The sequence below is a fragment of the Streptomyces sp. NPDC001868 genome, from assembly GCF_040297125.1.
Classification (GTDB): domain Bacteria; phylum Actinomycetota; class Actinomycetes; order Streptomycetales; family Streptomycetaceae; genus Streptomyces.
Window position 1 is genome coordinate 126602 of sequence record NZ_JBEOYO010000014.1, and the last position, 24925, is coordinate 151526.

A 24925-nucleotide genomic window follows, 5' to 3' on the forward strand; every position below is an offset into this window, starting at 1 on the left:
TCCCCGCGCCCCTGAAAGGCCTGCGGCCATTTCGGGCCGAAAAAGCAGGGGCGCGGCCCCGCTTTTTCAGGGGCGCGGGGAACTGCGCGAGCAACCACGCACCACCCGCACCCGCCGACGGACCCGCACCCCCGACCCATAAGGCGCCCACCCCGTACCCCTCCCCGCAAACCGAGGTATGTCATGCGCACCCCACAGCCGAGCCGCCGCACCGTACTCGCCGGGACGGCAGCCGCCGCAGCCCTCACGGCCCTCCCCGCACTGGGAACCCCGGCCCACGCGGCCGAGGCCCCGACAGCCGACGCCGACCCCACAACCCCCGGCGACATCACTTACCGTTGGCGAAACGCAGTGATCGGCGGCACCGGCTTCGTCACCGGCGTCCTCTTCCACCCGGCGAGACAAGGTCTCGCCTACGCCCGCACCGACATCGGCGGCGCCTACCGCTGGGACGACCGCAAGGCCCGCTGGACCCCGCTGACCGACCACATCGGCTGGGACGACTGGAACCTCCTCGGCGTGGAGGCCATCGCCATCGACCCCGCCCACCCCGACCGCCTCTACCTCGCCCTCGGCACGTACGCCCAGTCCTGGGCCGGCAACGGCGCGATCCTCCGCTCCGACGACCGCGGCGCCACCTGGACCCGTACCGACCTCACCGTCAAGCTCGGCGCCAACGAGGACGGCCGGGGCGCGGGCGAGCGCCTCCTCGTCGACCCGCGCGACAGCGACACCCTGTGGCTGGGCACGCGACACGACGGTCTGCTGAGGTCGACCGACCGGGGCGCCACCTGGGCGGCGGTGACCGGCTTCCCGGCGGCGCCCAGCGGCTCGGGCCAGGGCGTCACCCTGCTCGTCGCCGCCGGACGCGCCGTGTACGCCGGCTGGGGCGACGGCGACGGCACCTCCGCCAACCTCTTCCGGACCACGGACGGCACCACCTGGGAAGCCGTCCCCGGCCGCCCCACCGGCACCTCCGCCAAGGTCCCGATCCGCGCCGCGTACGACCGGCACACCCGCGAGCTGTACGTGACGTACGCCGACGCGCCCGGTCCCAACGGCCAGTCCGACGGCAGTGTGCACAAGCTCCGCACCACCAACGGCAAGTGGACCGAGATCACCCCGGTGAAGCCGGGCGGCACCACGGCCGACGGAGGCACCGACTCCTTCGGCTACGGCGGGGTCGCCGTCGACGCCCGCCGCCCCGGCACGGTGGTCGTGTCCACCAACAACCGCTGGGCCGACATCGACACCGTCTACCGGTCCACCAACGGCGGCCGTACCTGGACGTCCCTCAAGGACTCCGCTGTCTTCGACGTATCCGAGACTCCTTATCTCAAGTGGGGTGCCGACAAGCCGAAGTTCGGCTGGTGGATCCAGGCCCTCGCCCTCGACCCGTACGACTCCGGGCACCTCGTCTACGGCACCGGCGCGACCCTCTACGGCACCCGGGACCTGAAGCACTGGGCGCCGCAGATCCGGGGCCTGGAGGAGACCGCCGTGCGCCAGCTGATCTCGCCCCCGGTCGGAGAGGCGCACCTGATCAGCGGTCTCGGGGACATCGGCACGATGTACCACGAGCGGCTCACGGCGTCCCCGTCGCGCGGCATGGCGTCGAACCCCGTGTTCGGGTCGGCGACGGGACTCGCGCAGGCCTCGGCGAAGCCGTCGTACGTGGTCCGCACCGGCTGGGGCGACCACGGCAACGGCGCGTACTCCCGCGACGGCGGGCGGAGCTGGGCGCCCTTCGAAGCCCAGCCCGACATCGCCAAGAGCGCACCGGGGCCGATCGCCACCAACGCCGACGGCAGCGCGCTGCTGTGGTCCTTCGTGCACTGGGACGGCACGAAGTACCCCGCTCACCGCTCCGCCGACAACGGCGCGACCTGGACCGAGGTCCCCTCCTTCCCGAAGGGCGCCACGCCGGTCGCCGACCCGGCCGACCCGACGCACTTCTACGCATACGACACCGACACGGGAACGCTATACGCCAGCACTGACAGTGGCCGTTCGTTCACGGCGCGTGCGACGGGACTGCCGTCCGGCGACAGCCAGTTCAAGCTGGTCGCGGCCCCGGGCAGATCCGGTGACCTGTGGCTGAGCGTGAAGTGGAACGGGCTGTACCGGTCCACCGACGGCGGGGCGGCCTTCTCGAAGCTCGACAGCTGCTGGGCCTCGTACACCCTCGGCTTCGGCAAGGCCGCCGCCGGCGCCGACTACCCGGCGATCTACCAGGTCGGCTCGACGGAGACCATCACCGCCGTCTACCGCTCCGACGACGGCGCCAGGACCTGGACCCGCATCAACGACGACGCTCACCAGTGGGGCTGGACCGGCGAGGTCATCGTCGGCGACCCGCGCGTGTACGGCCGTGTGTACCTGGCGACCAACGGGCGGGGCATCCAGTACGGGGAGCCGGTCTGATGCCGGAACCCACGACCCGCGCTTCCACGGGCGGCCCGGCTCCCACGGGCGGCCCCGCTCCCACCGGCGGCCCCACCCTCGCCGACGCCACCCGCGGCCGGGTCCTCTTCGGCGGCGACTACAACCCCGAGCAGTGGCCCGAGGAGGTGTGGCACGAGGACGTACGCCTCATGAAGGAGGCCGGCGTCAACTCCGTCACCCTCGGAGTCTTCTCCTGGGCGAAGCTCGAACCCCGTCCGGGAGCCCGGGAGTTCGGCTGGCTGGACACCCTGATGGATCTGATGCACGACAACGGCATCGGCGTCGTTCTCGCCACCCCCACCTCCTCCCCGCCGCCGTGGATGGGCCGCCTCCACCCCGAGACCCTCCCGCGCGACGAGAACGGGCAGGTCGAGTGGTGGGGCTCCCGCCAGCACTTCTCGCACTCCAGCGACACCTACCGCCGCTACGCCGCCGCCATCACCGAGGACCTCGCCGCCCGCTACGGCGGCCACCCGGCCCTCACCATGTGGCACATCAACAACGAGTACTGCACCTACGACTGGGGCGACGAGGCGGCGGCCACCTTCCGCGACTGGCTCCGGAAGAAGTACGGCACCCTCGACGCCCTCAACGAGGCCTGGGGCACGGCCTTCTGGAGCCAGGGCTACGACGGCTGGCACGAGATCCTCCCGCCACGCCGCGCCCACTACATGAAGAACCCCACCCACGTGCTCGACTTCAAACGCTTCACGAGCGACATGCTCCTGGAGTGCTACGTCATCGAGCGCGACATCGTCCGCCGGCACACCCCGCACCTCCCGGTCACCACCAACTTCATGCCGATGTGGGTGGGTCAGGACGCGTGGCGCTGGGCCGAGGAGGAGGACGTCGTCTCGGTCGACATCTACCCGGACCCACGTGACCCGTTCGGCGCCCAGAACGGGGCGCTCATCCAGGACATGACGCGTTCCCAGGCGGGCGGCGGTCCGTGGGTGCTGATGGAGCAGGCCGCCGGGCCGGTCAACTGGCGCGGAGTCAACCACCCCAAGCCCCGTGGCCTGAACCGTCTCTGGTCCCTCCAGGCCGTCGCCCGGGGCGCGGACGCCGTCTGCTACTTCCAGTGGCGGCAGTCCCGGCAGGGCGCGGAGAAGTTCCACTCCGGCATGGTCAGCCACGCGGGCGAACAGGGCCGCACGTACCAGGAGATCAAGCGGCTCGGCACCGAACTCGCCGCCATCGGAGCGGAGGTGACGGGAAATCATGTTCACGCGGGCGTGGCGGTGCTGTTCGACTGGAACTCCTGGTGGGCGGGCGCCCAGGACGGCCGGCTGTCGTCCGAGGTCGACCTGCCCCAGGTCGTACGGTCCTGGCACCGCGCCCTGTGGGAGGCACACCTCACCACCGCCTTCGCCCATCCCGAGCACGACCTCTCCGCGTACCGCCTCGTCGTCGTACCGCAGCTCTACCTGCTCACCGACACGGCCATTGAGAACCTCCTCGCGTACGTACGGGGCGGCGGCACCCTCGTCAGCGGCTTCCTGACCGGTGTCGCCGACGAGGACGACCGCGTACGCCCCGGCGGTATGGACGCCCGACTCCGCGACCTCTTCGGCATCCGCACCCTGCACGAGTGGTGGCCGCTGGACGCGGGGGAGGAGGTCGAGTACGAGGGCCTCCGGGGGGCTTCGCGGGGGACCTTCCGGGGGACGCTGTGGTCCGAGGAGATCGAGGCGGCGGACGACGCCGACGAGGTCATCGCCTACAAGGGCGGCGAACTCGACGGATTCCCGGCCGTGTTGCGCAAGGGCCGCGCCTGGTACGTCTCCACGCTCCCCGAACCCGCAGCGCTGCGGGGCCTGTTGACGCGGGCCGCCGACGACGCCGGGGTACGGCCCGTACTGGACGGGCTGCCCGACGGCGTCGAGGCCGTACGGCGCGGCGATGTGCTCTTCGTGCTCAACCACGGCCGTGACGCGGTCACCGTCGACGTGCCGGGCACCCATCGCGACCTGCTCACGGGGGCGACCGTCACCGGGGCGCTGTCGCTCGGCCGGTACGGCGTGGCGGTGCTGAAATCATGACCATGAACAGGACCACGAACAGGACCACGAGCACGAGCACGAGCACGAGCGACACGGTCACGGAGGCCCGGTGGCACGGGACTTGGGAGCCGACGCCCGCCGGCCGCTGGGAGGACGCCTTCCTCAGCGGCAACGGCCGGCACGGCGCCCTGGTGTTCGGTGATCCGAACGACGACCGCGTCATCGCCACCCACCACACCCTCGTACGGCCCAACGGCGGCGAGACCGCCGCACCGCCGCGCCTCGCCCACGAACTGGCCTCGCTCCAGGACCGGTTGCTCGCCGGGGACCTGACCGCCGCCGAAGGGTTCACGGACGGGCGGGAGCTGCAGTGGGTGCAGCCCTTCCATCCCGCGTTCCAGGTGCGGCTGAGGCGGGAGGACGGTGACGGGGATGGGGACCGGGGTGGGCGTGGGCGTGGGTACCGCCGGTCGGTCGACTTCACCACCGGTGTCGTGGAGGCGGAGTGCGCGGGCTGGCGCAGCCGTGTCTTCGTCTCGCGCGCGGACGACGTGATCGTCCAGTACGTCACGGGACACCGGCTCACCCTCGACATCGACCTCGACCCCCGACTGCCGGGCGCGCCCCCGGACCTCGCGATCGGTCACGGCGCGGTCCTCACCCCCGAGGGCGCCCTCCTGAACCTGCGCGCCCGCTACCCGGGCAGCGACCGCGCCTACACCGGCACCACGCTCGTCGCCGTCACCGGCGGCCGTACGACCCTCACCCCGCCCGGCGTACGCCTGGAACGCGCCCAGTCCGTCCTGCTGCTCACCCGCATACGCCGCCACACCGGCGAACTGGACGCGGTGGCCGAGGGGCAGGCGTTGCGGGACCTGCTGCCGGAGGACATCGAGCCGCCGTACGCCTGGCTGCTGGACCGGCATGTGGGGATGCACCGGCCGGCGTATGAGCGGGTGTCGTTGGAGCTCGGGGGTGGGGGGATCGAAAACGAACATTCGTTTTGGCGGGTCGGGCAAAACGGGGGTTCGTTCTCGCGGAGTGGCGCACAAAACGAAGGTTCGTTCTTGCAGACCGCCGCCGCACAAAGCGAGGGTTCGTCCCCGCAGACCGCCGCCGCACAAAACGAGGGTTCGTTCCACACCACCCCCCAAAACGAACGTTCCCTCCCCGGCTCCGAACTCCTCCGCCGCCCCCAAAGCCCCGCTCTCCTCGAACGCCTCTTCGCCGCCGGTCGCTACCACCTCCTCTCCTCCAGCGGTCTGCTGCCGCCCCGGCTGGTCGGGCTGTGGACCGGTGACTGGGACACGGCCTGGGCGGGGGCGTTCACCAACGACGCCAACCTCAACCTGCAGACGTCATCCGCCGCGGCCGGGGCCCTTCCCGAGGTCACCGAGGCGCACGCGTCCCTGGTCCACGGTCAGCTCGCCGACTGGCGGGAGAACGCTCGGGCGATCTTCGGCGCCCGGGGTGTCGTCGCCCCGCCGCACTCCGACGGTGAGACCGGGCTGACGTACCACTTCAGCCGTGAGTACCCGCTGCACCTGTGGACGGCGGGAGCGGACTGGCTGCTGAAGCCGCTGGTCGACCACGACGAGACCCGGGGCGAACGCGATCCGCGCACGGCGTCCGCGCTCGCCGAGGTCGCCCTGTTCTACGAGGACTTCCTCACCCGTACCGACGCCGACGGGAACCTCGTCGTCGTCCCCTCCTACTCGCCCGAGAACCGTCCCGCGAACGCGAGTTGGGGCGCGGTCAACGCGGCCATGGACCTGTCGGCGGCACGGCACGCGCTGCTCACGGCCGCCGAGTACCACGCCGATCAGCCGGAGCGGGCGGACCGCTGGCGGGCGCTCGCCGACCGGATCCCGGCCCACCGCGTCAACGCCGACGGCGCGCTCGCCGAGTGGGCCTGGCCCGGCCTCGACAACACCTACGACCACCGTCACCTCAGCCATCTCTACGGCGTCTGGCCGCTGGACGAGATCAACCCGTACGACACCCCGGACCTCGCGGCCGCCGCCCACCGCGCCCTCGAACTGCGCGGCGCCGAGAACGACTCGGCCCACGGCCATCTCCACCACGCCCTCGTCGCGGCCCGGCTCCGCGACGGCGACCGGGTCGCACACGCCCTCGGCCAGGTCCTCGGCGGTGACTTCTTCCACGCCTCCCTGATGAGCGCCCACTACCCGAAGCGCGACGTCTACAACGCGGACGCCGCGCACACCCTGCCCGCCGTACTGATCGAGATGCTCGTGCAGTCGACGCCGGACCGACTGGTGCTGCTGCCCGCGCTCCCTGCGGCCTGTCCGTCGGGCCGGCTGCGGGGCGTCCGTACGAGGTTCGGGGCCGAACTCGACCTCACCTGGAACCCACGGCAAGCGATCGCGGTGATCCGCCCCACCCGGACCTGCCGCGTAGAACTCCGGACTTCCTCCGGCGCCGAATCGAGCACGTCGCTCGCCGAATCGAGCACGTCGCTCGACGAGCCGTGCACGTCGCTCGACCTCGTCGCCGGAGAAGACCGCGTCCTCACTCTGGGGCCGCGGTAGCTCTCCCCACCCCGCAGTTCCCCCCACCCATGGAAGGAACACGACACCCATGGCACTACGCACCCGCACCCGCACCCGCACGCTCACCGGGACCGCCCCGCGTCCCCACTCCCGCACCCTGGGCCGGATCGGCAAGGTCCTGCTGGCCCCCGCCCTCGCGCTCGGCGCCACCGTCGGTCTCGCCGCCGCCCCCGCCTCGGCCGCTGTCTGGAACTCCTGCGACCAGTGGGGCAACACGAGCCTGAACGGATACACGCTCTACAACAACATCTGGGGCTCCGGCGCCGGCAGCCAGTGCATCTGGGCCAACTCCGGTACCAACTGGGGGGTTTGGGCCAACCACCCCAACACCGGCGGCATCAAGTCGTACCCCAACTCCAAGAAGGTGATCAACAAGACGATCACCTCGCTCGGTTCGCTCAACAGCAGCTACAACGTCACGGTCCCGTCCTCGGGCGCGTACAACTCGTCGTACGACATCTGGGACACGGACTACGACTACGAGATCATGCTCTGGGTCAACTACAACGGAGCCGTCGGCCCGCTCGGCACCTCACAGGGCAACGTGACGCTCGGCGGCCACACCTGGGCCGTCTACAAGGGCAACAACGGCGCGAACGAGGTCTTCTCGTTCCTGCGGACCTCCGACTCCAACTCCGGCAGCGTCCAGATCCTCCCCATCCTCAAGTGGATCAAGGACACCAAGGGCTGGATGGGCAACGAGACCATCGGTGACGTGCAGTTCGGCTTCGAGGTCACCTCGTCCTCGGGTGGCCTGAACTTCACCACCAACAACCTGACTGTCAGCAGCAGTTGACGTTCGGCGGCCGTTGAGCCGTATCCGTATCCGTAGGTGAGCCCGAGCCGGTGCCGTCCCCCCACGCGGCACCGGCTCGGGTCGTCCTACGCCTGCGCCCGGGCCTCCGGTGTCAGACGGATGAGCAGCACGCCGGGGGTGCGCGGCACGGTCACCCGCAGTTCGCCGGTGGCCGGGTCCCAGGCCGCCGTGGAGTCCGTCCGTGCGGCGGACGGGTGCAGGATCTCCGCGCGGACGGGGGCGCCGAGACCGGCCAAGTGCGCGACCGGCAGCCGTACTTCGGCCTCCCCGCCCCTTCGCCACACCGAGACGTACGACGGTCCTCGTCCGTCCGGCGCCCGCAGCCCCAGCGCGAGCCACTCGTCCGTCCAGCCGGGCAGACCGAGCGGCCAGAAGGGCACCGTGTGGGCCAGGTCGCCGCGGATCGACTTGTAGGTGTCCACCGCGGCGCGTACGAGGCCGAGTTGACGTTCCGTCATGCGGTCGAGGTGGCCCGACAGATGGATGCGGCCGAGGAGGGCGCCGCCGAGGGTGAAGGTGATCAGGTCGTCGTCGTAGTCGGGTTGGGGGTAGGCCCAGACGGCGCCCTGTTCGGGCGGTACCGCCGTGGGCGCGGCGGCGGCGATCGGGGGGTAGCGCAGGGGGTCCTGCTGGTCGCTGGTGGACTGGAGCTGGGAGACGGCCAGGGTGGCGCCGTCCATGCGCATACCGCCGGAGGCGCAGTTCTCGACGACCAGGTGCGGGTAGCGGTCCAGGACGTCGGAGAGCCAGGCCAGGTAGGCGTGGGCGTGGCCCAGGAGGCCGGCGCCGGGGGAGAGGTCGCCGGGGGCGGTGGTGCCGGGGTCGATCACGATGTTGTAGTCGAGCTTGAGGTAGCCCACGCCCCAGTCACCGACGAGGCGGTCCACCGTCTTGTCGAGGTGCGCGCGGGCGGCCGGGTGGCGCAGGTCGAGCTGGTGACGGCCCTGCTCGGTCAGCCGTACGCCGTCCCGCTGGAAGAACGCCTCCGCCGGCAGCTCCGCCGCCACGGGACTGCGTACGCCCACGACCTCCGGCTCCAGCCACAGCCCGGGCACCATCCCACGCTCCCGGATCCGCCCCAGTACGGCCCGGATCCCGGCGTCGGACAGGGGGGTCGCCCCGGGTTCGGTGCCGCCGTCCACACCGCCCTCGGGAAAGCGGCGCGGCGACGGCAGCCACTCCCCGACGCCGTCCCACCAGCCGCCGTCCGCCGAGTCGTCGTACCAGCCGGAGTCGATGCAGAAGTACTCCGCGCCCGCGTCGGCCGCCGCGTCGATCAGCGGGAGCAGCTTCGCGGTGGTGGGGTCGCCCATCAGGGTGTTCATGTAGTCGTTGAAGACGACGGGCAGCGCCTCGTGGTCAGGGTGCGGGCGCCGCACGGCCCGGCGGTACGCGGTCAGCGCGGCCAGCGCCTCGTCGAGCCCCGAGCCGTACCCGGCCCCGACGGGAGTCCCGACGGCAGCCCCATCGGTACATCCGGCAGCACCCTCGACGGAAGTCCCAACGGAAGTCCCAACGGAAGTCCCGACGGAAGTCCCAGCGGCAGGTCCGGCAGACACGCCCGCAGCCCCGCCCCCGCTCCCCACCGCCAGCACCGCCGGCACCGTCGTGAACTCCTCGCCCGGCGCCAGCCGCACCCGCCACTGGTGCTCGGCGTCGGTCGGGCCGTTCACGGCCAGGTAGGTGCGGTGGTCCCGTTCGCCCAGGTCCCAGCGCCACCCGGCGGGCGACTCGACCTGCCACACCCAGGCCCGGCCCCCGCTGCCGCCCCGTTCCACGAGCGCCCCCATCGGCAGATGCCCGTCGCTGGGCCAACTGCCCCGCCCGGTCAGGGTGAGCGCCGCCCGGCTGTCGTGCTGATGGACGTCGACGTTGATGTCGGCGACCGTCGCCCGCAGCGGCTCGGCGTACCAACGGCACTCCGCGAGCCAGTCGTTGCGCGCCCGGTGCACATCGAGGACATCGGGGGAGGGCAGCCCGCCGAGGAGCAGGCTGCTGACGGACTGGACGACGAGGGGCTCGCCGCTGTCGTTGCGAAGCCGTATCCGGGAGCGGAGGACGGCGACCTCGGCGGGTGACGACAGCTCGACGAAGGCGGTCAACCCGGTCGAGGGATCGTGAAGTTCGACGGTCAGCCGCTCCCAGCCGACCCCACCGTCACGACCGCTGCCACCACCCTCACTGCCACTGCCCCCGCCGCTGCCACCACCGTCACCGCGATGCCCCCGATACACCAGCCGCTCCCCGAACGCCGTACCCGTGAACCGGGGCCCGGACCACCCGCTGCCGTGCCCGAACGCCGTCAACTCGACAAGAGGTAGGGCGACTTCGGGATCGACGGTGTCCCCGCGGGGGCCGAGCCGAACCAAGCGGAGCGTCCCGTCGGCGGCCGTGGCGAACTCCGTCTCGATCGCCGAGTGGCCCCAAGTGAAGCCTCTCGCACCGCAGTTGGCGTCAGCCCCGCCGTCCGTCAGATCACTCGGATCACTTCCGTCGAAGCCGCTCGCACCAGAGTCCACGTTCGCTTCCCTCCCAAGCCGTCCCGTCAGCCGAACCGCCGGTCGAACCGCAAACCGAACCGCAAGCCGAACCGCAAGCCGTCCCGTCCGCGCGGCTCCACCGCCGGAGGCATCCGCGTGAATCCTTCGTTACGTTCTCTTGACGACGCCTGTGTGACCGGTCACAATCCTGGCATGAATGTGACCGGTCACACAAGGCGCCCGGCGAGCATCCGGGACGTCGCGACCGCCGCCGGGGTCTCGTACCAGACGGTTTCCCGGGTGATCAACGGCCACCCCAGCGTCAAGCACACGACGCGGGAGCGGGTGCTCGCGGCCATCGACGAGCTGGGGTTCCGCCGGAACGCCACCGCGCTCGCGCTGGCCAGTGGCCGTACCCGGGCCGTGACCGTGCTGACCGCCAACACCACGCACTACGGCTATGCCTCGATCCTCCAGGGCATCGAGGAGGCGGCGCGGGCGGCGTCGTACGCGGTGGGGATCGGTGTCCTCGAATCGGCGGACGAGGCCGCGGTCGCCGCCGAGGTGCAGCGGGCCGCGGACGCGAGTGGCGGCCTCATCGTGATCGCCTACGATCCGGCCGGTGTGGCGGCCCTCGGCGCGGTCCCCGCGGGCCTGCCGGTCGTGGGCGTCGTCGAGACCCCCGCGACCCCGCCCGACGGCGACCGCCCCTGGGTGTGGACCGACGACCGGGAGGCCGCCTACGAGGCCACCCGCCATCTGCTCTCCCTCGGCCACGAGACCGTGCACTACGTCGCCATCCCGTCCAGCACCCGGCGCACGAGCGCCCGTACCACCGGCTGGCGGCAGGCGCTCAAGGAGGCCGGAGCGCCCGAACCCCGCCCGGTGCAGGGGAGTTGGGGCCCGGCGGGCGGTCACGCGGCCGGGCTGCGGCTGGCGCGGGACCCGGCGGTCACCGCGGTCCTCTGCGGCAACGACGACCTCGCCCTCGGTGTGCTGCGGGCGCTGCACGAGGCCGGGCGGTCCGTGCCCGGGGAGGTGAGCGTCGCCGGGTTCGACGACGCCCCGCACTCCGCCTATCTGACCCCGTCCCTGACGACCGTACGCCTGGACTTCACCGGCCTCGGGCGGTCCGCGTTCGCCCTGCTCCACGCGGTGGTCGAGGAGTCCGCGCAGATCGCCCCGCACCCCGTCTCCGTACCGGAACTGGTCGTGCGGGAAAGCGCGGGCCCCCCGCCCGCGCCACTGCCCGCCCCGCCCGCCCCACCCGCGCCGCTGCCCGGTGGGCCCGCACCCGGCACGCGGGCCTGAGACCCGTACAGGCACCGCCGCAAGACCCGAACCCCCCGTACGAACACGGCTGTTCCGCATCCTGCCCTGCCCTGAACCACCTGTTCTCGAAAGGCACGCGATGAAGACAAGAGCTCTCCCGACGCTGGCCCTCATATGCGCCCTCGGCCTGGCCGCCACCGCGTGCAGCGATCCCACGGCAGGGTCCTCCGGCGCGGACACGGACACCAAGCAGTCGGCCGTCGACCCCACCGCCCGTCTCGACGGCGTGAAACTGACCATGTGGACGGCGCAGAACACGGTGACGGCGCCCAAGCAGGTGATCGACGCCTTCGAGAAGGCCACCGGCGCCCAGGTGGAGGTCCAGCCGGTCCCGGACCCCTACGAGTCGAACGTGCCGACCAAGCTGGCCTCCGGCGACCGCCCCGACCTGATGTTCTGGCAGCCGTCGATCTCCACGCTCCCCTTCGTCCAGCCGCAGCAGAACCTTCTCACCCTCGACGGCGAGGAGTGGGTCTCCGAGCTCGGTGACACCGAGAAGTCGCTCGGGGTCATCGACGGCAAGCGGTACGCGGCGATCGTCACCAGCCCCGCCATGCTCGGCGTCTACTACAACAAGGACGTCTTCCAGAAGGCCGGTATCGCCGAGAAGGACTTCCCGAAGTCGTACGACGAACTCCTCGCCCTCGGCCACAGGGTCGTCGACGGCACGGACGCGGCGGCCTTCTACGAGGCCGGCGGCGACAAGTGGCCCCTGCAGTGGCAGACGCAGGTGCAGCTCACCGACCTGGACAAGCAGTGGTGGGCGGACCTGAACGAGAACAAGGAGAAGTGGACCGACCCGGTTGTCGTCGGCGCGATCAAGAAGTACAAGGAGAAGCTCCTCGACGCGGGGCTCGCGCAGAAGAACTACCGGACGGGCACCTTCACCGGGCAGGCCGACGCGCTGTGGAAGGGCGAGGCCGGCATGGTCCTCAACGTCACCTCCTTCCAGAGCCAGTTGCAGGCCAAGTACTCCACCGCGGAGATCGACAAGAGGATCGGCTGGTTCCCGGTCGCCAACTCGGCCGCCACCGGCCTGTATTCGCCCGACCAGACCAACGGGGTCGTCGCGTTCAAGACGGGTGACGAGAAGCGGCAGAACGCGGCCCGGCAGTTCCTCGCCTTCTGGCTCGGCCCCGACTACCCCGACTACATCAAGGCGATGAAGATCCCGTCCGTGCAGCCCTCCGTGCCCACCCCGGACGGTCTGCCGGAGGCGTCTAAGGCCCAGGTCGCGGCCCTGCCCACCGCCATCGGCGTCTTCCAGGCCAAGGCGATCGTCGCCCCGGACACGCACCTCTACCTCGCCGACATGCTCTTCGACAAGAAGAGCCCGCAGCAGGTCGCCCAGGCCATCCAGGACCAGTTCGCGCAGGTGGCGAAGGCCCAGGGCGCGCCCGGTTTCTGACCGGGGGAGAGACAGGCTGGGGAGGGACAGGGCTATCCGATGGCGGACACGGCCGTACGTACGCGCAAACAGGCACCCACGAGAGGCGAACCCCGGCGGGTGGGGCGGCTGCCCCGCGCCGCCGTGCACCACCCCTGGTGGTTCGCGCTCCCCGCGATCGTCGTCTTCGCGGGCTTCTTCCTGGTGCCCAACCTGCTCAACTTCTACTACCCGTTCACCAACTGGTCCTCGTACCACCCGGACATCGCCTTCACGGGCCTCGACAACTTCACGACCATCGCCGACGACGGCACCCTCCTCCGCGCGATCCGCACCACCCTGCTGTACGCGCTGCTCGCGGCGGTCTTCCAGAACGCCTTCGGACTGATCCTCGCGCTGCTGCTGGAGGACGACACCCGCTTCAACCGGTTCTTCCGTGCCGTCTTCTTCCTGCCGGTGCTCATCTCGGCCCTCGCCACGGGCTATGTGTTCCAGGCGCTCCTGGATCAGGACGGCGCGGTCAACTCCGTGCTCGGTACGGACATTCCCTGGCTCGGCTCGACGACCTGGACGCTGGTCGTCGTCACCCTCATCCACGGCTGGAAGTGGATGGGCCTGTCGATGCTGATCTATCTGGCGGGGCTGAAGGGCATCCCGGGCGACATGCTGGAAGCCGCGCGGATGGACGGGGCCGGGCCCTGGCGGACGTTCTGGTCGGTGCGCTGGCCGATGCTCGCGCCGGCCCTCACCTTCAACGTCACCACGGCGCTCATCGGCTCGATGAACACCTTCGACATCGTGCAGGCCACCACGGGCGGCGGGCCGGCCGCGTCCACCGAGGTCTTCAACATCTATATGTTCCGGATCTTCGGCCAGGGCCTGTACGCGCAGGCCTCCGCGATGAGTCTCGTCCTCTTCCTGGTCGTGGTCGCCGTCGCGATCCCGCTGGTCATCGGGTTGCGGCGAAGGGAGCAGCTACTGTGAACCCGTCCGTGGCCTGGAGATACGGCCGCCCGGCCCTGGTCCTCCTCATCGCCGGGCTCGCCGTCGGCGTCCCCCTCTGGCTGGTCCTCGTCACCTCCGCCAAACCGCAGGCGGAGGCCATCAAGCCGAACCTCGACCTGCCGGAGCAGTGGCAGCCAGGGGCCAACTACGACGACGCCGTCGCCCAGGGCGAGATGCTGCGCGGCCTCCTCAACTCCCTGCTCGTCGTGGTCCCTTCGGTGCTCCTCGTGCTGATCCTCGGCGCGGGCGCCGCCTGGGTCTTCGCCCGCCGCAAGTCGAGGCTGGTCTCGACGGCGTACGCGCTGTGCATCAGCGGGCTGCTGCTGCCGCCGGCGGTCATCACCATCGTGATGGAGCTGCGGCAGCTCGGCCTCGCGGGCACCCGGCCCGGAATGATCGCCGTCTACACCGGGATGTACCTGTCCACCTCGATCTTCTTCATGACGGGCTTCATCCGCGCCATCCCCATGGAACTGGAGGAGGCGGCCCGCATCGACGGCGCGAAGCCGTTCCGGATCTTCGTCCGGATCGTCCTCCCCCTCCTCCGGCCCGTCATCGCCACCGCGACGATCATGGTGATGCTCTACGCCTGGAGCGACATCTTCTACGCCTTCTTCGTCCTAGGCGGCGGCGACCGGGCGACCCTCCCGCTCAACCTCTACAAGGTCGCCAGCGCCCAGCTCTACCTCAACAACTGGCATCTCGTCTTCGCGTACGTCGTGGTGATGAGCCTGCCGATGGTCGCCGTCTTCCTCGTCGGCCAGCGAAAGATCGTGTCCGGAATCACCAGTGGAGCCGTCAAATGACCGGAGGTCCAGCCGCGTGATCACCCCCACCCGCACGAGAGCCCGCACCCGGAACCGGACCAGGTCCCGAACGAGAACTGCCCTGGTCACAGCACTACTTGGAGTCACCGTCATGGCAGGCACCCTCCCCGCCACCGGATCGTCCGCGGCGGCAGCCGCCGATCCGCAGCGCCTCACCGTCGACCTCTCGGCCTCCGAGGGCCCGGTCCTGCGCGGAGCCAACGGCGCGCTGTACGGGCTCAGCGACGACGGGGTGCCCAGCGACGCGGCCCTCGCCCCGCTGAAGATCACCAGCATCTCGCAGAAACCGGAGGGCGGTGCCCAGCACCCCAACGGCGACGCGCTCACCGTCTCCAAGTCGTTCTTCCGCAACGGCGGCGGCGAGGTCCTGGTGATGATGCAGGACATCTATCCCAAGTGGCCGTACGACGACCTCGGCATCGACGACTACCTCCCCAAGGTCGACAAGATCGTCAAGGAGGTCTCGGCCGACCCGAACAGCGACCGCTTCGTCTACATCCCGTTCAACGAGCCCGACCTGATCTGGTACGGACTCAACGCCTCCGACCCCGCCGAGTACGAGGCCAACCGCGACCGGTTCCTCAAGGACTGGAAGACGGTCTTCCACCGCATCCGCGCCATCGACCCCGACGCGCGCATCGCCGGCCCCAACGAGTCCGGCTACCACACCCGCCTGATCACCGACTTCCTCACCTTCGCCAAGCGCGAGAACGTCCTGCCCCAGATCATGACCTGGCACGAGCTGGGCTCCGGCTCGCTCAAGGACTTCCAGGGCCACTACGACAACTACCGCGCGATCGAACGGCAGTTGGGCATCGAGCCCCTCACGATCAACATCGACGAGTACGCCAACCGCCGCGACCTCTCCGTCCCCGGCCAACTCGTCCAGTGGGTCTCGATGTTCGAGCGGAACAAGGTGTACGCCAACCAGGCCTACTGGGACGCGGCGGGCAACATGGACGGCAACGTCGTCCGCTCCAACATCCCCAACGGCGGCTGGTGGTTCTTCCGTTGGTACGCCGGCCTGACCGGTGACACCGTCAAGGTCACCCCGCCGCAGGCCGACACCATCGACACGCTCCAGGGTCTGGCCTCCCTCGACGCCTCCCGCCGCCAGGCCCAGGTCCTGCTCGGCGGCTCGGCCGCCGACACGGACGTCGTGTTCCGGAAGGTCCCCCGGTCCCTCTTCGGCCGTACGGTCACCGCGACCGTCGCCGAGGCCGCCTGGTCCGGCTACGAGGGCCAGCACGCCACCCCGCACGTCCTCTCCCGTACCAAGGTGAAGATCGCCGACGACGGCACGGTGACCGTGCCGCTGCGCGGCCTGCACAAGATGTCGGCCTACCGCATCGTCCTCACCCCGGGCGGCGCCGGCACCCCGGCCACCCCGTCCGTCCCCTGGACCGCCTCCTACGAGGCCGAGGACGCCGCCATCACCGACGGCAAGGTCTACACCCAGGGCACCGTCAGCAACGCCAACGGCTACGCGGCCTCCGGCACCAAGGACGTCGGCTCGCTCAACCAGGCCGGCAGCAAGGTCGACTTCACGGTGTCGGTGCCGAAGGACGGCACGTACGACCTGGCGATCCTGTACGGCAACCAGTCCGGGACCCCGGCCACCCAGAAGCTGATCGTCGACGGCGGCGACCCGGTCACGGTCACCTACCCCTCCACCGAGAACTGGACCTACCGCGCCAAGAAGGACGTCACCGTCCAACTCTCGGCGGGTACACACCAGTTGACCCTCTCCAAGGGCAACACCGAGGTCACCCTCGACCGGATCGACCTCACCGCCCGCACCGGCGACCCCGCCGCCTCCTACGAGGCCACCCTCGCCGACATCAGCGGCAGGCCGTCGTACGACTACTCGTCCTCGGCCGGTGTCGGCACCGGCGCGCTCGTGCTGCGCTCCGGCGACAAGGCGGTCTTCGACGTGTACGCCCCGAGCGACGGCTACTACCGGGTGGTGCCCCGGGCGTCGGCGCCGGTGAAGCTCGCCCTGCACGGGCAGTCGGTGGCCGCGGTGCCCGACCGGCCGCTGCGGCTGTACCTCGTGGCGGGCAACAACCGGATCACCGCGACCGCCAAGCACACCGCCGTCCGCGCCCTCGACGTCACCGGCGCGGGCTCGACCACCGGCACGCTCGCGTACGAGGGCGCCGCGGCCACGCTCGCGGGCGGGGCCAAGCTGGTCGACTCCCCGTACGCCTCGGCCGGTTCGTACATCGGCTGGCTCGGCAACAGCGCCGCCAGCACCGCCGAGTTCACGGTGAACGCCCCCACCAAGGGCCGCTACGTCCTGGTCGTCCACTACGCGCACAACGACCGCCGCGACAACGGCCACGCCTACAACACGGACATCATGTCCCGTACGGCGGACATCACGGTCGGGGACGGCGAGCCGCGCAAGGTCACCTTCAAGAACACCTGGGGCTGGGACGACTACTGGACCGTCGGCGTCCCGGTCGACCTGAAGAAGGGCGCCAACAAGGTGACCTTCGGCAACGCGGGCGCCTGGGCGCCGAACATCGACCGGATCGAGGTGGGCCGGGTCGTCGGCTAGGCCTGGCGTTCGGATCAGGCCGACCCCGGGCCACGGCCCCTGGGACACCCTCGGACCTCGGCCACCGGTAGTGCGTACCGGTGGCCGAGGCCCGTGTCGTTCCGGTCCCGTCAGGCCCGGTCGACCTCGGCCCGCAGCGCGTTGTAGTCGGCGAACGCGGACTCGATGTCGGCCGGGGTGAGGCCGTAGCGGGCCAGGTCGTAGCGGTGGGGGCGGCTGCCCTTGGAGCGGGTGGCGGCCGCCGGGAGCCGGGCGGCGTCGGCCTCGGTCCAGCGGGCCCCGATGGCGTCGTACAGCTTCGGGGCGCCCGCGGCAGGGTCGGCGCCGAGCGAGGAGTACGGCACGTCGACCACCGCCTCCCGGGGCATGCCGGCCCGGGCCGCGAGGCCCCGCTGGACCGACCGGCTGAGCAGGTCGAGCCAGGTCGCGCCGAGCCCGTGCGGGTCGACTTCGCGCCGGGAGGTGACCATGCCGACCTCGACCAGGCTGCAGAAGGACGCGACGGCGGCCGCCGGGTCGCGGTGCGTCCACACCAGCGTGGCGTCGGGGAACACCTTGATCAGCGCGTCCAGATTCCCGGTGTGGAAGGGGGACTTGAGGACCCAGCGGCGGCGCGGACGACCGTACTGGAGGACCTGCAACGCCCGCTTGAGATGGCGGTAGTCGGGCACGAAATCGCGCTCGAAGTGCCAGGCGTGGTAGGCGGGTATGTGGGCCTGGGACAGCGGCACCAGGGCGTGCGGCAGGAGGAACGTGCACTCCTCCGGGCCCTCGGCGGTCATCGGGTGGATGTCGCGGAAGCGCGGGCTGAGCAGATGGCTGCCGTCGAGCACGCGGCGCGCGGTGGTGATCCGCTTGCGCCGCTCCTCGGGCGAGGGTTCGAGATCGGGGGCCAGCAACTCCCAGAGCAGCGGGCAGCGGTGGTCGTCCGAGAGGGAGAGCACCCCGTGGGTGAGGGTGCTGGCGGTGCGCGGCAGACCGACCACGAACACGGGCTTCTCGACGGGCTCTTCCGCGATGGCCGGGTTCTCGGCGATCAGCCGCCGGAACCGGGCCCGGTTGGTGAGGTGTCTGCGGACGTGCGCCTGCGCGGACTGCCAGCCGACCGGGCCGAGTCCCTCGTCCTTCGCCCACTCCCGCAGCAGGAACCGGAAGCCCTCGACGAACTCCTCGTCCCCGCTCCCGACACCCTGCCCGTGACCCTCTCCGCTCCCGTCCCCGCCCTCCCGCGCGGCCTTGGCGGCGATCCGGTCGAACACCCGGTCGGGGTCCCGGCGGGAGCCGAGCGTCGGCCGGAGTAACAGATTGGCCAGCTTGAGGGGGACGGGAGTGGCGGACATCGGGCTTCCCTTCGACGCGGGTCCGGTTCCGGCGGTGAAGCCCAGCCCCTCCGGCTTCGCCGGAGCGAGGGCGCCGCCCGGTCCGGACGCACCGCCGGTGATCATCCTGCCGCGCGGGCCACCTCGGCCGTCCCCGGGGGTGCGGTCGCCGCCCCTGCCCCCGCCCCGTCCCCGTACCGGGCCCGCAGCTCCGACAGCACCCCGGACACCGCCGCCGTGAGCGGCACCGCGAGGAGCATGCCGAGGATGCCGGCGATGGAGGCGCCCGCCGTGAGGGCCAGCAGGATCGCCGCCGGGTGCATCTGCACGGTCCGGCTGTGGATCATCGGCTGGAGCACGTTCCCCTCCAGGATCTGCACCGCGAAGACGACACCGACCGCCCACAGCGCCGTCACCAGACCCCGGTCCGCGAACGCGACCAGGATCGCCACCGCACCCGACAGGAACGCGCCCAGATACGGGATGTACGCACCGACGAACACCAGCGCGCCCAGGCCGACGGCCCCCGGTACCTGGAGTATCAGCAGTCCGATGGCGATACAGACACCGTCGATGAAGGCGATGAGCGTCGTCCCCCGCATATAGCCCTCGATCGCCCGGAACGCGCGCCGGGCCATCACCTCCAGGGTGTCCCCGCTGCCGCGCGGCGCGAACGAGTGCAGGGACGCGACCGCCTTGTCGGAGTCGCGCAGGAAGAAGAACATTAGCAGCATCGCCAGGACCGCCATCGCGACGAACTCACTGACCGCGCTGACCCCGGTGAGCACGCCGGAGGCCGCGGTGCCGCCGAACTTCGACATCAGCTCCTTCGCGTTCTTCGCGAGATCGTCCAGCGAGGTCCCCGCGAACCCGAACTCCTCACTGAGCGACTTCGCCGCGTCCCTGAGCGAGGAGATGATCTGGTCCCCGGTGTCGATCAGCGCGGAGACCACGATGTACGCGGCCCCGCCCATCACCACGATCACGGCCGCACAGGTCAGCCCGGCGGCCAGGGACTTGTTGAACTTCATCGCCACCAGCCGCCGGTAGAGCGGGCCGAGCAGCGCCGTACCGAGCAGTGCGATCAGCACCGGCGTGACCGCCGTCTGGAACGTCACACAGATCCACACGCCCACGGACACGACACCGGTCACCAGCAGCGTCAGCGCGCTCCACACGGCGATGTGCCGCGCGGGCCCCGGCAGGAACCCAGGGGGAACGCCCCCGTCCGCCGGCGCGACCGGCCTCGGCACCTCCACGTACGCGCCGGTCGTCCGTATCGTCGTACGCGTCCGATGGACCCGTCCGACAGGTCTGCGCGCGGGCCCGCCCCTACGGCCCGGCCGTCCCCCGCGGATTCCGCGAGAGTCTCCCGTACGGCTGTTCATCGCCGGTCATCTCCACTCACTCAGAGGTCGCGCACACCCCCTGAGGATCATGGGATGGCCGTGGCGCCATAGCGTAGACCCGGCCGGCGAACGCTGATCCGGCCGGTCCGCCCGGCGGCGCGCTACCGCGGCGAGGTGGTCTCCCGCACCCAGGGCAGCAGCAGCCGCTCCGCCACGACCAGCACAGGCCCCACCTCGCAACCGCCGAGCAGCGGCCCCCCCGCCCCAGCCCCCACACCGAGCACCTACTCAGCGATCGGCAACGACACCCCGTCCCGCAGAAACACCGGAATCCGCTCCAGAGGCGCATCCACAGTCACGGCCGCACCCCCTTCATACGTCTCCCCGGTCCACGCATCGGTCCACCGAGCCCCCGCCGGCAGATACGTCGTCCACCGAGTGACCCCCGCCTCCAACACCGGCGCCACCAGCACATCCCGCCCGAACAGATACGCGTCGTCCACAGCCCACGCCCCCGCGTCCTCCGGAAACTCCAGGAACAGCGGCCGCATCACCGGCAGCCCCTCCTCATGGGCCTCCCGCATCACCCGCAGCACATACGGCTTCAACCGCTCCCGCAGCCGCAGGTACCCCTCCAGGATCGCCCCGGCCTCCTCCCCGTACGACCAGACCTCGTTGGGCCCCCCGGTCATGTCCGGCCCCAACGGCATACCGGGCTCACGGAACCCGTGCAGCCGCATCAGCGGCGAGAACGCGCCGAACTGGAACCAGCGCACCATCACCTCGCGGTACGCCGGATCGTCGGGGTCGCCTCCGTGGAACCCACCGATGTCGGTGTTCCACCAGGGGATGCCGGACAACGCCGTGTTGAGCCCCGCCGCGATCTGCCGCCGCAGCGTCGGGAAGTCCGTACCGATGTCACCGGACCACAGCGCGGCCCCCCACCGCTGACTGCCCGCCCACGCGGACCGGTTGAGGGAGACGATCTCCTCCTCACCGGCCGCCCTCAGCCCCTCGTAGAAGGTGCGGGCGCTCTCGGCCGGGTAGATGTTGCCGACCTCCAGACCGGGCCCCGCCCAGTAGCGCAGGTTCTCCTGGAAGCCCGGCTTGATCTCCGGCTCGCAGGCGTCCAGCCAGAACGCCTTGATGCCGTACGGCTCCAGGTAGTTCTCCTTCACCCGCGACCACACGAACTCCCGGGCCTCCGGGTTCGTCGCGTCGTAGAAGGCCACCTGGACCGTCGAGGCGACCTCCTTGTCGGGCCAGTCGGCGTGCGCCATCGGGCCGTACTGCGTGCCGATGAAGTACCCGCGCTGCTCCATCACATGGTGGTTCTCGCTCAGCGGCGACACCGACGGCCACACGGACACCACCAGCTTGACGCCCAGCTCGTCCAGCTCCCGGACCATGGCGGCGGGGTCGGGCCACTCGCTCAGGTCGAACTTCCAGTCGCCCAGATGCGTCCAGTGGAAGAAGTCGCACACGATGACGTCGAGGGGCAGCCCCCGCCGCTTGTACTCCCGTGCCACCGCGAGGAGCTCGTCCTGGGTGCGGTAGCGCAGCTTGCACTGCCAGAACCCGGCCGCCCACTCCGGCAGCATCGGCGTACGGCCCGTCGCCGCGCTGTAGCGGCGCTGCGCGTCGGCCGGGTCGCCCGCGGTGATCCAGTAGTCGATCTGCCGGGCCGAGTCCGCGACCCACCGGGTGCCGTTCCCGGCCAGCTCGACACGGCCGATCGCCGGGTTGTTCCACAGCAGGGTGTAGCCCCGGCTGGAGGTGAGCACCGGAATACCGACCTCGGCGTTGCGCTGGACCAGGTCGAGCACCAGGCCCTTCTGGTCGAGCCGCCCGTGCTGGTGCTGCCCGAGGCCGTACAGCTTCTCGTCGTCGTACGCGGCGAACCGCTGCTCCAGGCGGTGGTACCCGTTGCCGACGGCGGTGTAGAGGCGCGAGCCCGGCCACCAGAAGTGGGCGCGCTCCTCCGCCAGCAGCTCGCTCCCGTCGGCCGTACGGCTGTACCGGATCAGGCCCTCGGCGTCGACCTCGACGGTGAGCGCGCCGACGGTCAGCCGCCCCAGACCGTCCTCGATCTTGACGCTGCTCTCGGTGGACTCCGGCTCGTCGAGCAGGGCGCCCGGCAGCCCGTCGAGGACCGGGCCGCCGAGGCGGGCGCGGACCCGGACCGCGTCGGGGCCCCAGGGCTCGATCCGCAGGGTCTCCTGGCGTCCGCTCCACTCCAGGGCACCGTCCCGCTCACGGAACGTACCGACGGTGGGGGAGGACTGGGCGAGGCTGACCGCACCCGTCGGGGTCTGGTTCTCGGCAGGCTGATTCACGAGAGGTCTCCTGGAAGGGAGGGGTGAAGGAAGGCAGGAGGAACACGGGAAGGAGGCAGGAGGGGGGATGAGGTCGCCGTACGGCGGCTTCCGTACGGCGGCTTTCCCACGGCGGTCGGTGTGCCCGGCGGCACCCGGCGTGCGACGGTCGGCGGACGACGTGGGCTCAGTCGTGGGTGGACAGCGGCCCGGTGCTCGCGCGGACCGTCAACTCGGGGGCGAGGAGCACCACTTCGTCGGTGTCCCGGCCCTCCAGCTTGGCGATCAGCTGTTCCACGGCCCGCCGGCCCATCTCCTGGGCGGGGATGGCCACGGACGTCAGCCGCACCGAGGCCTGCACGGCGACCTGGTCCGGGCAGACGGCGATCACCGAGACGTCCTCCGGCACCGCGCGCCCCTGCTGCCGCAGCAGCGCGAGCAGCGGTTCCACGGCGGACTCGTTCTGGACGACGACCCCCGTGGTGCCGGGCCGTTCGTCGAAGATCCGGGCCAGGGTCGCGGCCATCGCGTCGTAGCCGCCCTCGCACGGGCGGTGCAGCACGCGCAGGCCCAACTCCCGTGCCCTGGACCGGAGTCCGTCGAGGGTGCGCTCGGCGAAACCGGTGTGCCGTTCGTACACCGCGGGTGCCTCGCCGATGACGGCGATGTCGCGGTGGCCGAGCATCGCCAGATGCTCCACGCACAGCGCGCCCGTCGCCCCGAAGTCGAGGTCGACGCAGGTCAGCCCACTGGTGTCGGCCGGCAGTCCGATGAGTACCGACGGCTGGTCGGTGCCGCGCAGCAGCGGCAGCCGCTCGTCGTCGAGCTCCACGTCCATCAGGATCATCGCGTCGGCGAGCCCGCTGCCGGTGACGCGGCGCACCGCGTCGGGGCCCTCCTCGCCGGTGAGCAGCAGCACGTCGTAGCCGTACGTACGGGCCGTGGTGGCCACCGCGATGGCGATCTCCATCATCACCGGTACGTACATGTCGGTGCGCAGCGGGACCATCAGGGCGACGATGTTCGACCTGCTGCTCGCCAGGGCGCGGGCCCCCGCGTTCGGGTGGTAGCCGAGCTCCTGGATGCTCCGCTCGACCCGCTGCCGGGTGCCCGCGGAGATGGACCGCTTGCCGCTGAGGACATAGCTCACCGTGCTCGCCGAGACTCCGGCGTGCTGGGCGACCTCGGCGAGGGTGACCATCCAGCTCTCCAAGCGTGTTTAAGCGCTTCGACAGCGCGCTATCTCTGAACAAGGGCGAGTGAGGGTGGCTCGACAGTAGCTCGGCGGTGGGTGGGTGTCCATAGGTTGTCGAAGCGCTTCGATTATTCGCCGGGCGCCCAGGGGGAGGGGTGGGGGAGCTTGTTTCGGCGGGTGCGGGTGAGTGGGGGCTTCTCGCGCCCACGCGGCGGAGCCGCACATCGATACAGCCCCGCGCCCCTGGGTGGGCGGGTGGGGGCGTCTCCTCGAAGGCGCCCGGATCTCAGCTTAGAACCGCACGGCAACCTTCGTGCTCCCCGGCGGCGACCAGCACCCGTACGCACCGCCCCCGGAAGGAACCGCCCATGCAGCACCGCCGCCCCCGACTGACCCGTACCGCCAAGATCGGCGCGGCCGTTGTCACCGCGCTCGCGGTCGGGGCCTCCGTGACCGTGGCGATGGCGGGGGAGGAGGCCAGGAAGTGCACGGACTTCGACACGATCACGCTCGGTAAGTACTACGTGAACAACAACGTCTGGAACCGGGAGAAGGCCACCGGCACCCAGTGCGTCTGGGACAACTCCCGGTCGGGCTCCACCATCTCGTGGGGGACCAGCTACAGCCTGGCCAACAGCGCGACGGGCAAGGACTACGACGTGAAGTCGTACGCGAGCAGCGTGCTCGGCTGGCACTGGGGCTGGAAGGTCGACAGGGCGGCGACGCAGCTGCCCATCCGGGTGGGCGCCCGCAAGCCGGTGAAGACCAGCTGGGAGTTCTCGGTCGGTTCGAACCCCGGCACCATGAACGTCGCCTACGACCTGTGGCTGCACTCCAAGAACACCGCGGACTGGCAGGACAGGCCCACCGACGAGGTCATGATCTGGCTCAACCGGCAGGGCGGCGCCGGCCCGCTCGGCACCAAGTACGGCAGCGTCAGCCTCGGCGGGGCGATGTGGGACATCTATACCGGTGACATCGGCTGGAAGGTGTTCTCTTTCGTCCGCCGCACCAACACCACCAGGGCGACCCTGAACCTCGACGACTTCACGCAGGCACTCGTCCGCCGCAAGCTGCTGAGCAACGACAAGTACGTCTCCGGCATCGAGGCGGGCACCGAGGTCTTCAAGGGAACCGGCCGCCTGGACACCAAGGCGTACTCGGTGAACATCGGCTGAGGGTGCCGTGAGCGCCGGCCGGAGGGTGCCGGCGCGCACGCGAGGGGTGGCGGGGTCACCCCGAATCGGGTACCAACGATCGAGTAGCACCCATCGGTAACCAATCAGGTACCCATCCGGTACAAGATCCCGATTCG

The 24925-nt window shown here is 70.9% G+C and carries 15 protein-coding genes; 10 read left to right on the forward strand and 5 right to left on the reverse strand.

Going from position 1 to position 24925, the window contains the following annotated elements; all coding sequences use genetic code 11:
* Nucleotides 1-183 precede the first annotated feature (183 nt).
* Genes ABT147_RS18910 through ABT147_RS18925 form a run of 4 tightly spaced genes read left to right on the forward strand, consistent with a single transcriptional unit; the run spans nucleotide 184 to nucleotide 7817 of the window.
* Nucleotides 184-2424 carry a 1,4-beta-glucanase gene (locus ABT147_RS18910; protein ID WP_351407352.1) on the forward strand — a complete coding sequence of 747 codons (2241 nt, stop codon included), beginning with the start codon at nucleotides 184-186 and terminating at the stop codon, nucleotides 2422-2424.
* Entirely contained in the window at nucleotides 2424-4487 is a 2064-nt protein-coding gene (locus ABT147_RS18915; RefSeq protein WP_351407354.1) for a beta-galactosidase, read from the forward strand. The genes ABT147_RS18910 and ABT147_RS18915 overlap by 1 nt, the downstream gene beginning before the upstream one ends.
* A gap of 2 nt (nucleotides 4488-4489) precedes the next feature.
* The gene (locus tag ABT147_RS18920; protein WP_351407357.1) at nucleotides 4490-7000 is read left to right on the forward strand and encodes a glycosyl hydrolase family 95 catalytic domain-containing protein; all 2511 of its coding nucleotides are present in this window, start codon (nucleotides 4490-4492) and stop codon (nucleotides 6998-7000) included.
* 49 nt (nucleotides 7001-7049) lie between these two features.
* Nucleotides 7050-7817: a glycoside hydrolase family 12 protein gene (locus ABT147_RS18925; protein WP_351407359.1), complete on the forward strand. Its 768-nt coding sequence runs from the start codon at nucleotides 7050-7052 to the stop codon at nucleotides 7815-7817.
* A gap of 86 nt (nucleotides 7818-7903) precedes the next feature.
* Here the strand turns inward: ABT147_RS18925 and ABT147_RS18930 are convergent, their stop codons facing one another.
* On the reverse strand, nucleotides 7904-10357 hold the full coding sequence (locus ABT147_RS18930; RefSeq protein WP_502983112.1) for a glycoside hydrolase family 36 protein: 2454 nt from the start codon (nucleotides 10355-10357) through the stop codon (nucleotides 7904-7906).
* A 174-nt stretch (nucleotides 10358-10531) separates the two neighbouring features.
* Between ABT147_RS18930 and ABT147_RS18935 the strand changes: the two genes are divergently transcribed.
* The 5 genes from ABT147_RS18935 (at nucleotide 10532) to ABT147_RS18955 (ending at nucleotide 17432) form a co-directional block, all read left to right on the forward strand.
* Nucleotides 10532-11629: a LacI family DNA-binding transcriptional regulator gene (locus ABT147_RS18935; protein ID WP_351407361.1), complete on the forward strand. Its 1098-nt coding sequence runs from the start codon at nucleotides 10532-10534 to the stop codon at nucleotides 11627-11629.
* 100 nt (nucleotides 11630-11729) lie between these two features.
* Nucleotides 11730-13058: an ABC transporter substrate-binding protein gene (locus tag ABT147_RS18940; RefSeq protein WP_351407363.1), complete on the forward strand. Its 1329-nt coding sequence runs from the start codon at nucleotides 11730-11732 to the stop codon at nucleotides 13056-13058.
* Nucleotides 13059-13097: 39 nt separating this feature from the next.
* A complete protein-coding gene (locus ABT147_RS18945) occupies nucleotides 13098-14021 on the forward strand; it encodes a carbohydrate ABC transporter permease (protein WP_351407365.1) in 924 nt (307 codons plus the stop codon).
* Nucleotides 14022-14029: 8 nt separating this feature from the next.
* Nucleotides 14030-14848 (forward strand): carbohydrate ABC transporter permease, encoded by an 819-nt coding sequence (locus ABT147_RS18950; RefSeq protein WP_351407368.1) that lies wholly within the window; start codon nucleotides 14030-14032, stop codon nucleotides 14846-14848.
* A 112-nt stretch (nucleotides 14849-14960) separates the two neighbouring features.
* Complete coding sequence (locus tag ABT147_RS18955) at nucleotides 14961-17432, forward strand: CBM35 domain-containing protein (protein WP_351407370.1); 2472 nt, start codon at nucleotides 14961-14963, stop codon at nucleotides 17430-17432.
* A 110-nt stretch (nucleotides 17433-17542) separates the two neighbouring features.
* Here the strand turns inward: ABT147_RS18955 and ABT147_RS18960 are convergent, their stop codons facing one another.
* The 4 genes from ABT147_RS18960 to ABT147_RS18975 form a co-directional block, all read right to left on the reverse strand.
* The gene (locus ABT147_RS18960) at nucleotides 17543-18772 is read right to left on the reverse strand and encodes a sulfotransferase family protein (RefSeq protein WP_351407372.1); all 1230 of its coding nucleotides are present in this window, start codon (nucleotides 18770-18772) and stop codon (nucleotides 17543-17545) included.
* A 101-nt stretch (nucleotides 18773-18873) separates the two neighbouring features.
* Entirely contained in the window at nucleotides 18874-19929 is a 1056-nt protein-coding gene (locus tag ABT147_RS18965; RefSeq protein WP_351407495.1) for an AI-2E family transporter, read from the reverse strand.
* Between the two features lie 455 nt (nucleotides 19930-20384).
* On the reverse strand, nucleotides 20385-22436 hold the full coding sequence (locus tag ABT147_RS18970) for a glycoside hydrolase family 31 protein (RefSeq protein WP_351407374.1): 2052 nt from the start codon (nucleotides 22434-22436) through the stop codon (nucleotides 20385-20387).
* A gap of 166 nt (nucleotides 22437-22602) precedes the next feature.
* Nucleotides 22603-23616 carry a LacI family DNA-binding transcriptional regulator gene (locus tag ABT147_RS18975; RefSeq protein WP_351407377.1) on the reverse strand — a complete coding sequence of 338 codons (1014 nt, stop codon included), beginning with the start codon at nucleotides 23614-23616 and terminating at the stop codon, nucleotides 22603-22605.
* Nucleotides 23617-23978: 362 nt separating this feature from the next.
* Between ABT147_RS18975 and ABT147_RS18980 the strand changes: the two genes are divergently transcribed.
* The gene (locus tag ABT147_RS18980) at nucleotides 23979-24788 is read left to right on the forward strand and encodes a GH12 family glycosyl hydrolase domain-containing protein (RefSeq protein ID WP_351407379.1); all 810 of its coding nucleotides are present in this window, start codon (nucleotides 23979-23981) and stop codon (nucleotides 24786-24788) included.
* Nucleotides 24789-24925: the final 137 nt, after the last annotated feature.

Bases quoted from the DNA above. Each gene is read 5' to 3' on its own strand.
- ABT147_RS18910 (WP_351407352.1), top strand. From the start codon at position 184: ATGCGCACCCCACAGCCGAGCCGCCGCACCGTACTCGCCGGGACGGCA.
- ABT147_RS18915 (WP_351407354.1), top strand. From the start codon at position 2,424: ATGCCGGAACCCACGACCCGCGCTTCCACGGGCGGCCCGGCTCCCACG.
- ABT147_RS18920 (WP_351407357.1), top strand. From the start codon at position 4,490: ATGAACAGGACCACGAACAGGACCACGAGCACGAGCACGAGCACGAGC.
- ABT147_RS18925 (WP_351407359.1), top strand. From the start codon at position 7,050: ATGGCACTACGCACCCGCACCCGCACCCGCACGCTCACCGGGACCGCC.
- ABT147_RS18935 (WP_351407361.1), top strand. From the start codon at position 10,532: ATGAATGTGACCGGTCACACAAGGCGCCCGGCGAGCATCCGGGACGTC.
- ABT147_RS18940 (WP_351407363.1), top strand. From the start codon at position 11,730: ATGAAGACAAGAGCTCTCCCGACGCTGGCCCTCATATGCGCCCTCGGC.
- ABT147_RS18945 (WP_351407365.1), top strand. From the start codon at position 13,098: ATGGCGGACACGGCCGTACGTACGCGCAAACAGGCACCCACGAGAGGC.
- ABT147_RS18955 (WP_351407370.1), top strand. From the start codon at position 14,961: ATGGCAGGCACCCTCCCCGCCACCGGATCGTCCGCGGCGGCAGCCGCC.
- ABT147_RS18960 (WP_351407372.1), bottom strand. From the start codon at position 18,772: ATGTCCGCCACTCCCGTCCCCCTCAAGCTGGCCAATCTGTTACTCCGG.
- ABT147_RS18975 (WP_351407377.1), bottom strand. From the start codon at position 23,616: ATGGTCACCCTCGCCGAGGTCGCCCAGCACGCCGGAGTCTCGGCGAGC.
- ABT147_RS18980 (WP_351407379.1), top strand. From the start codon at position 23,979: ATGCAGCACCGCCGCCCCCGACTGACCCGTACCGCCAAGATCGGCGCG.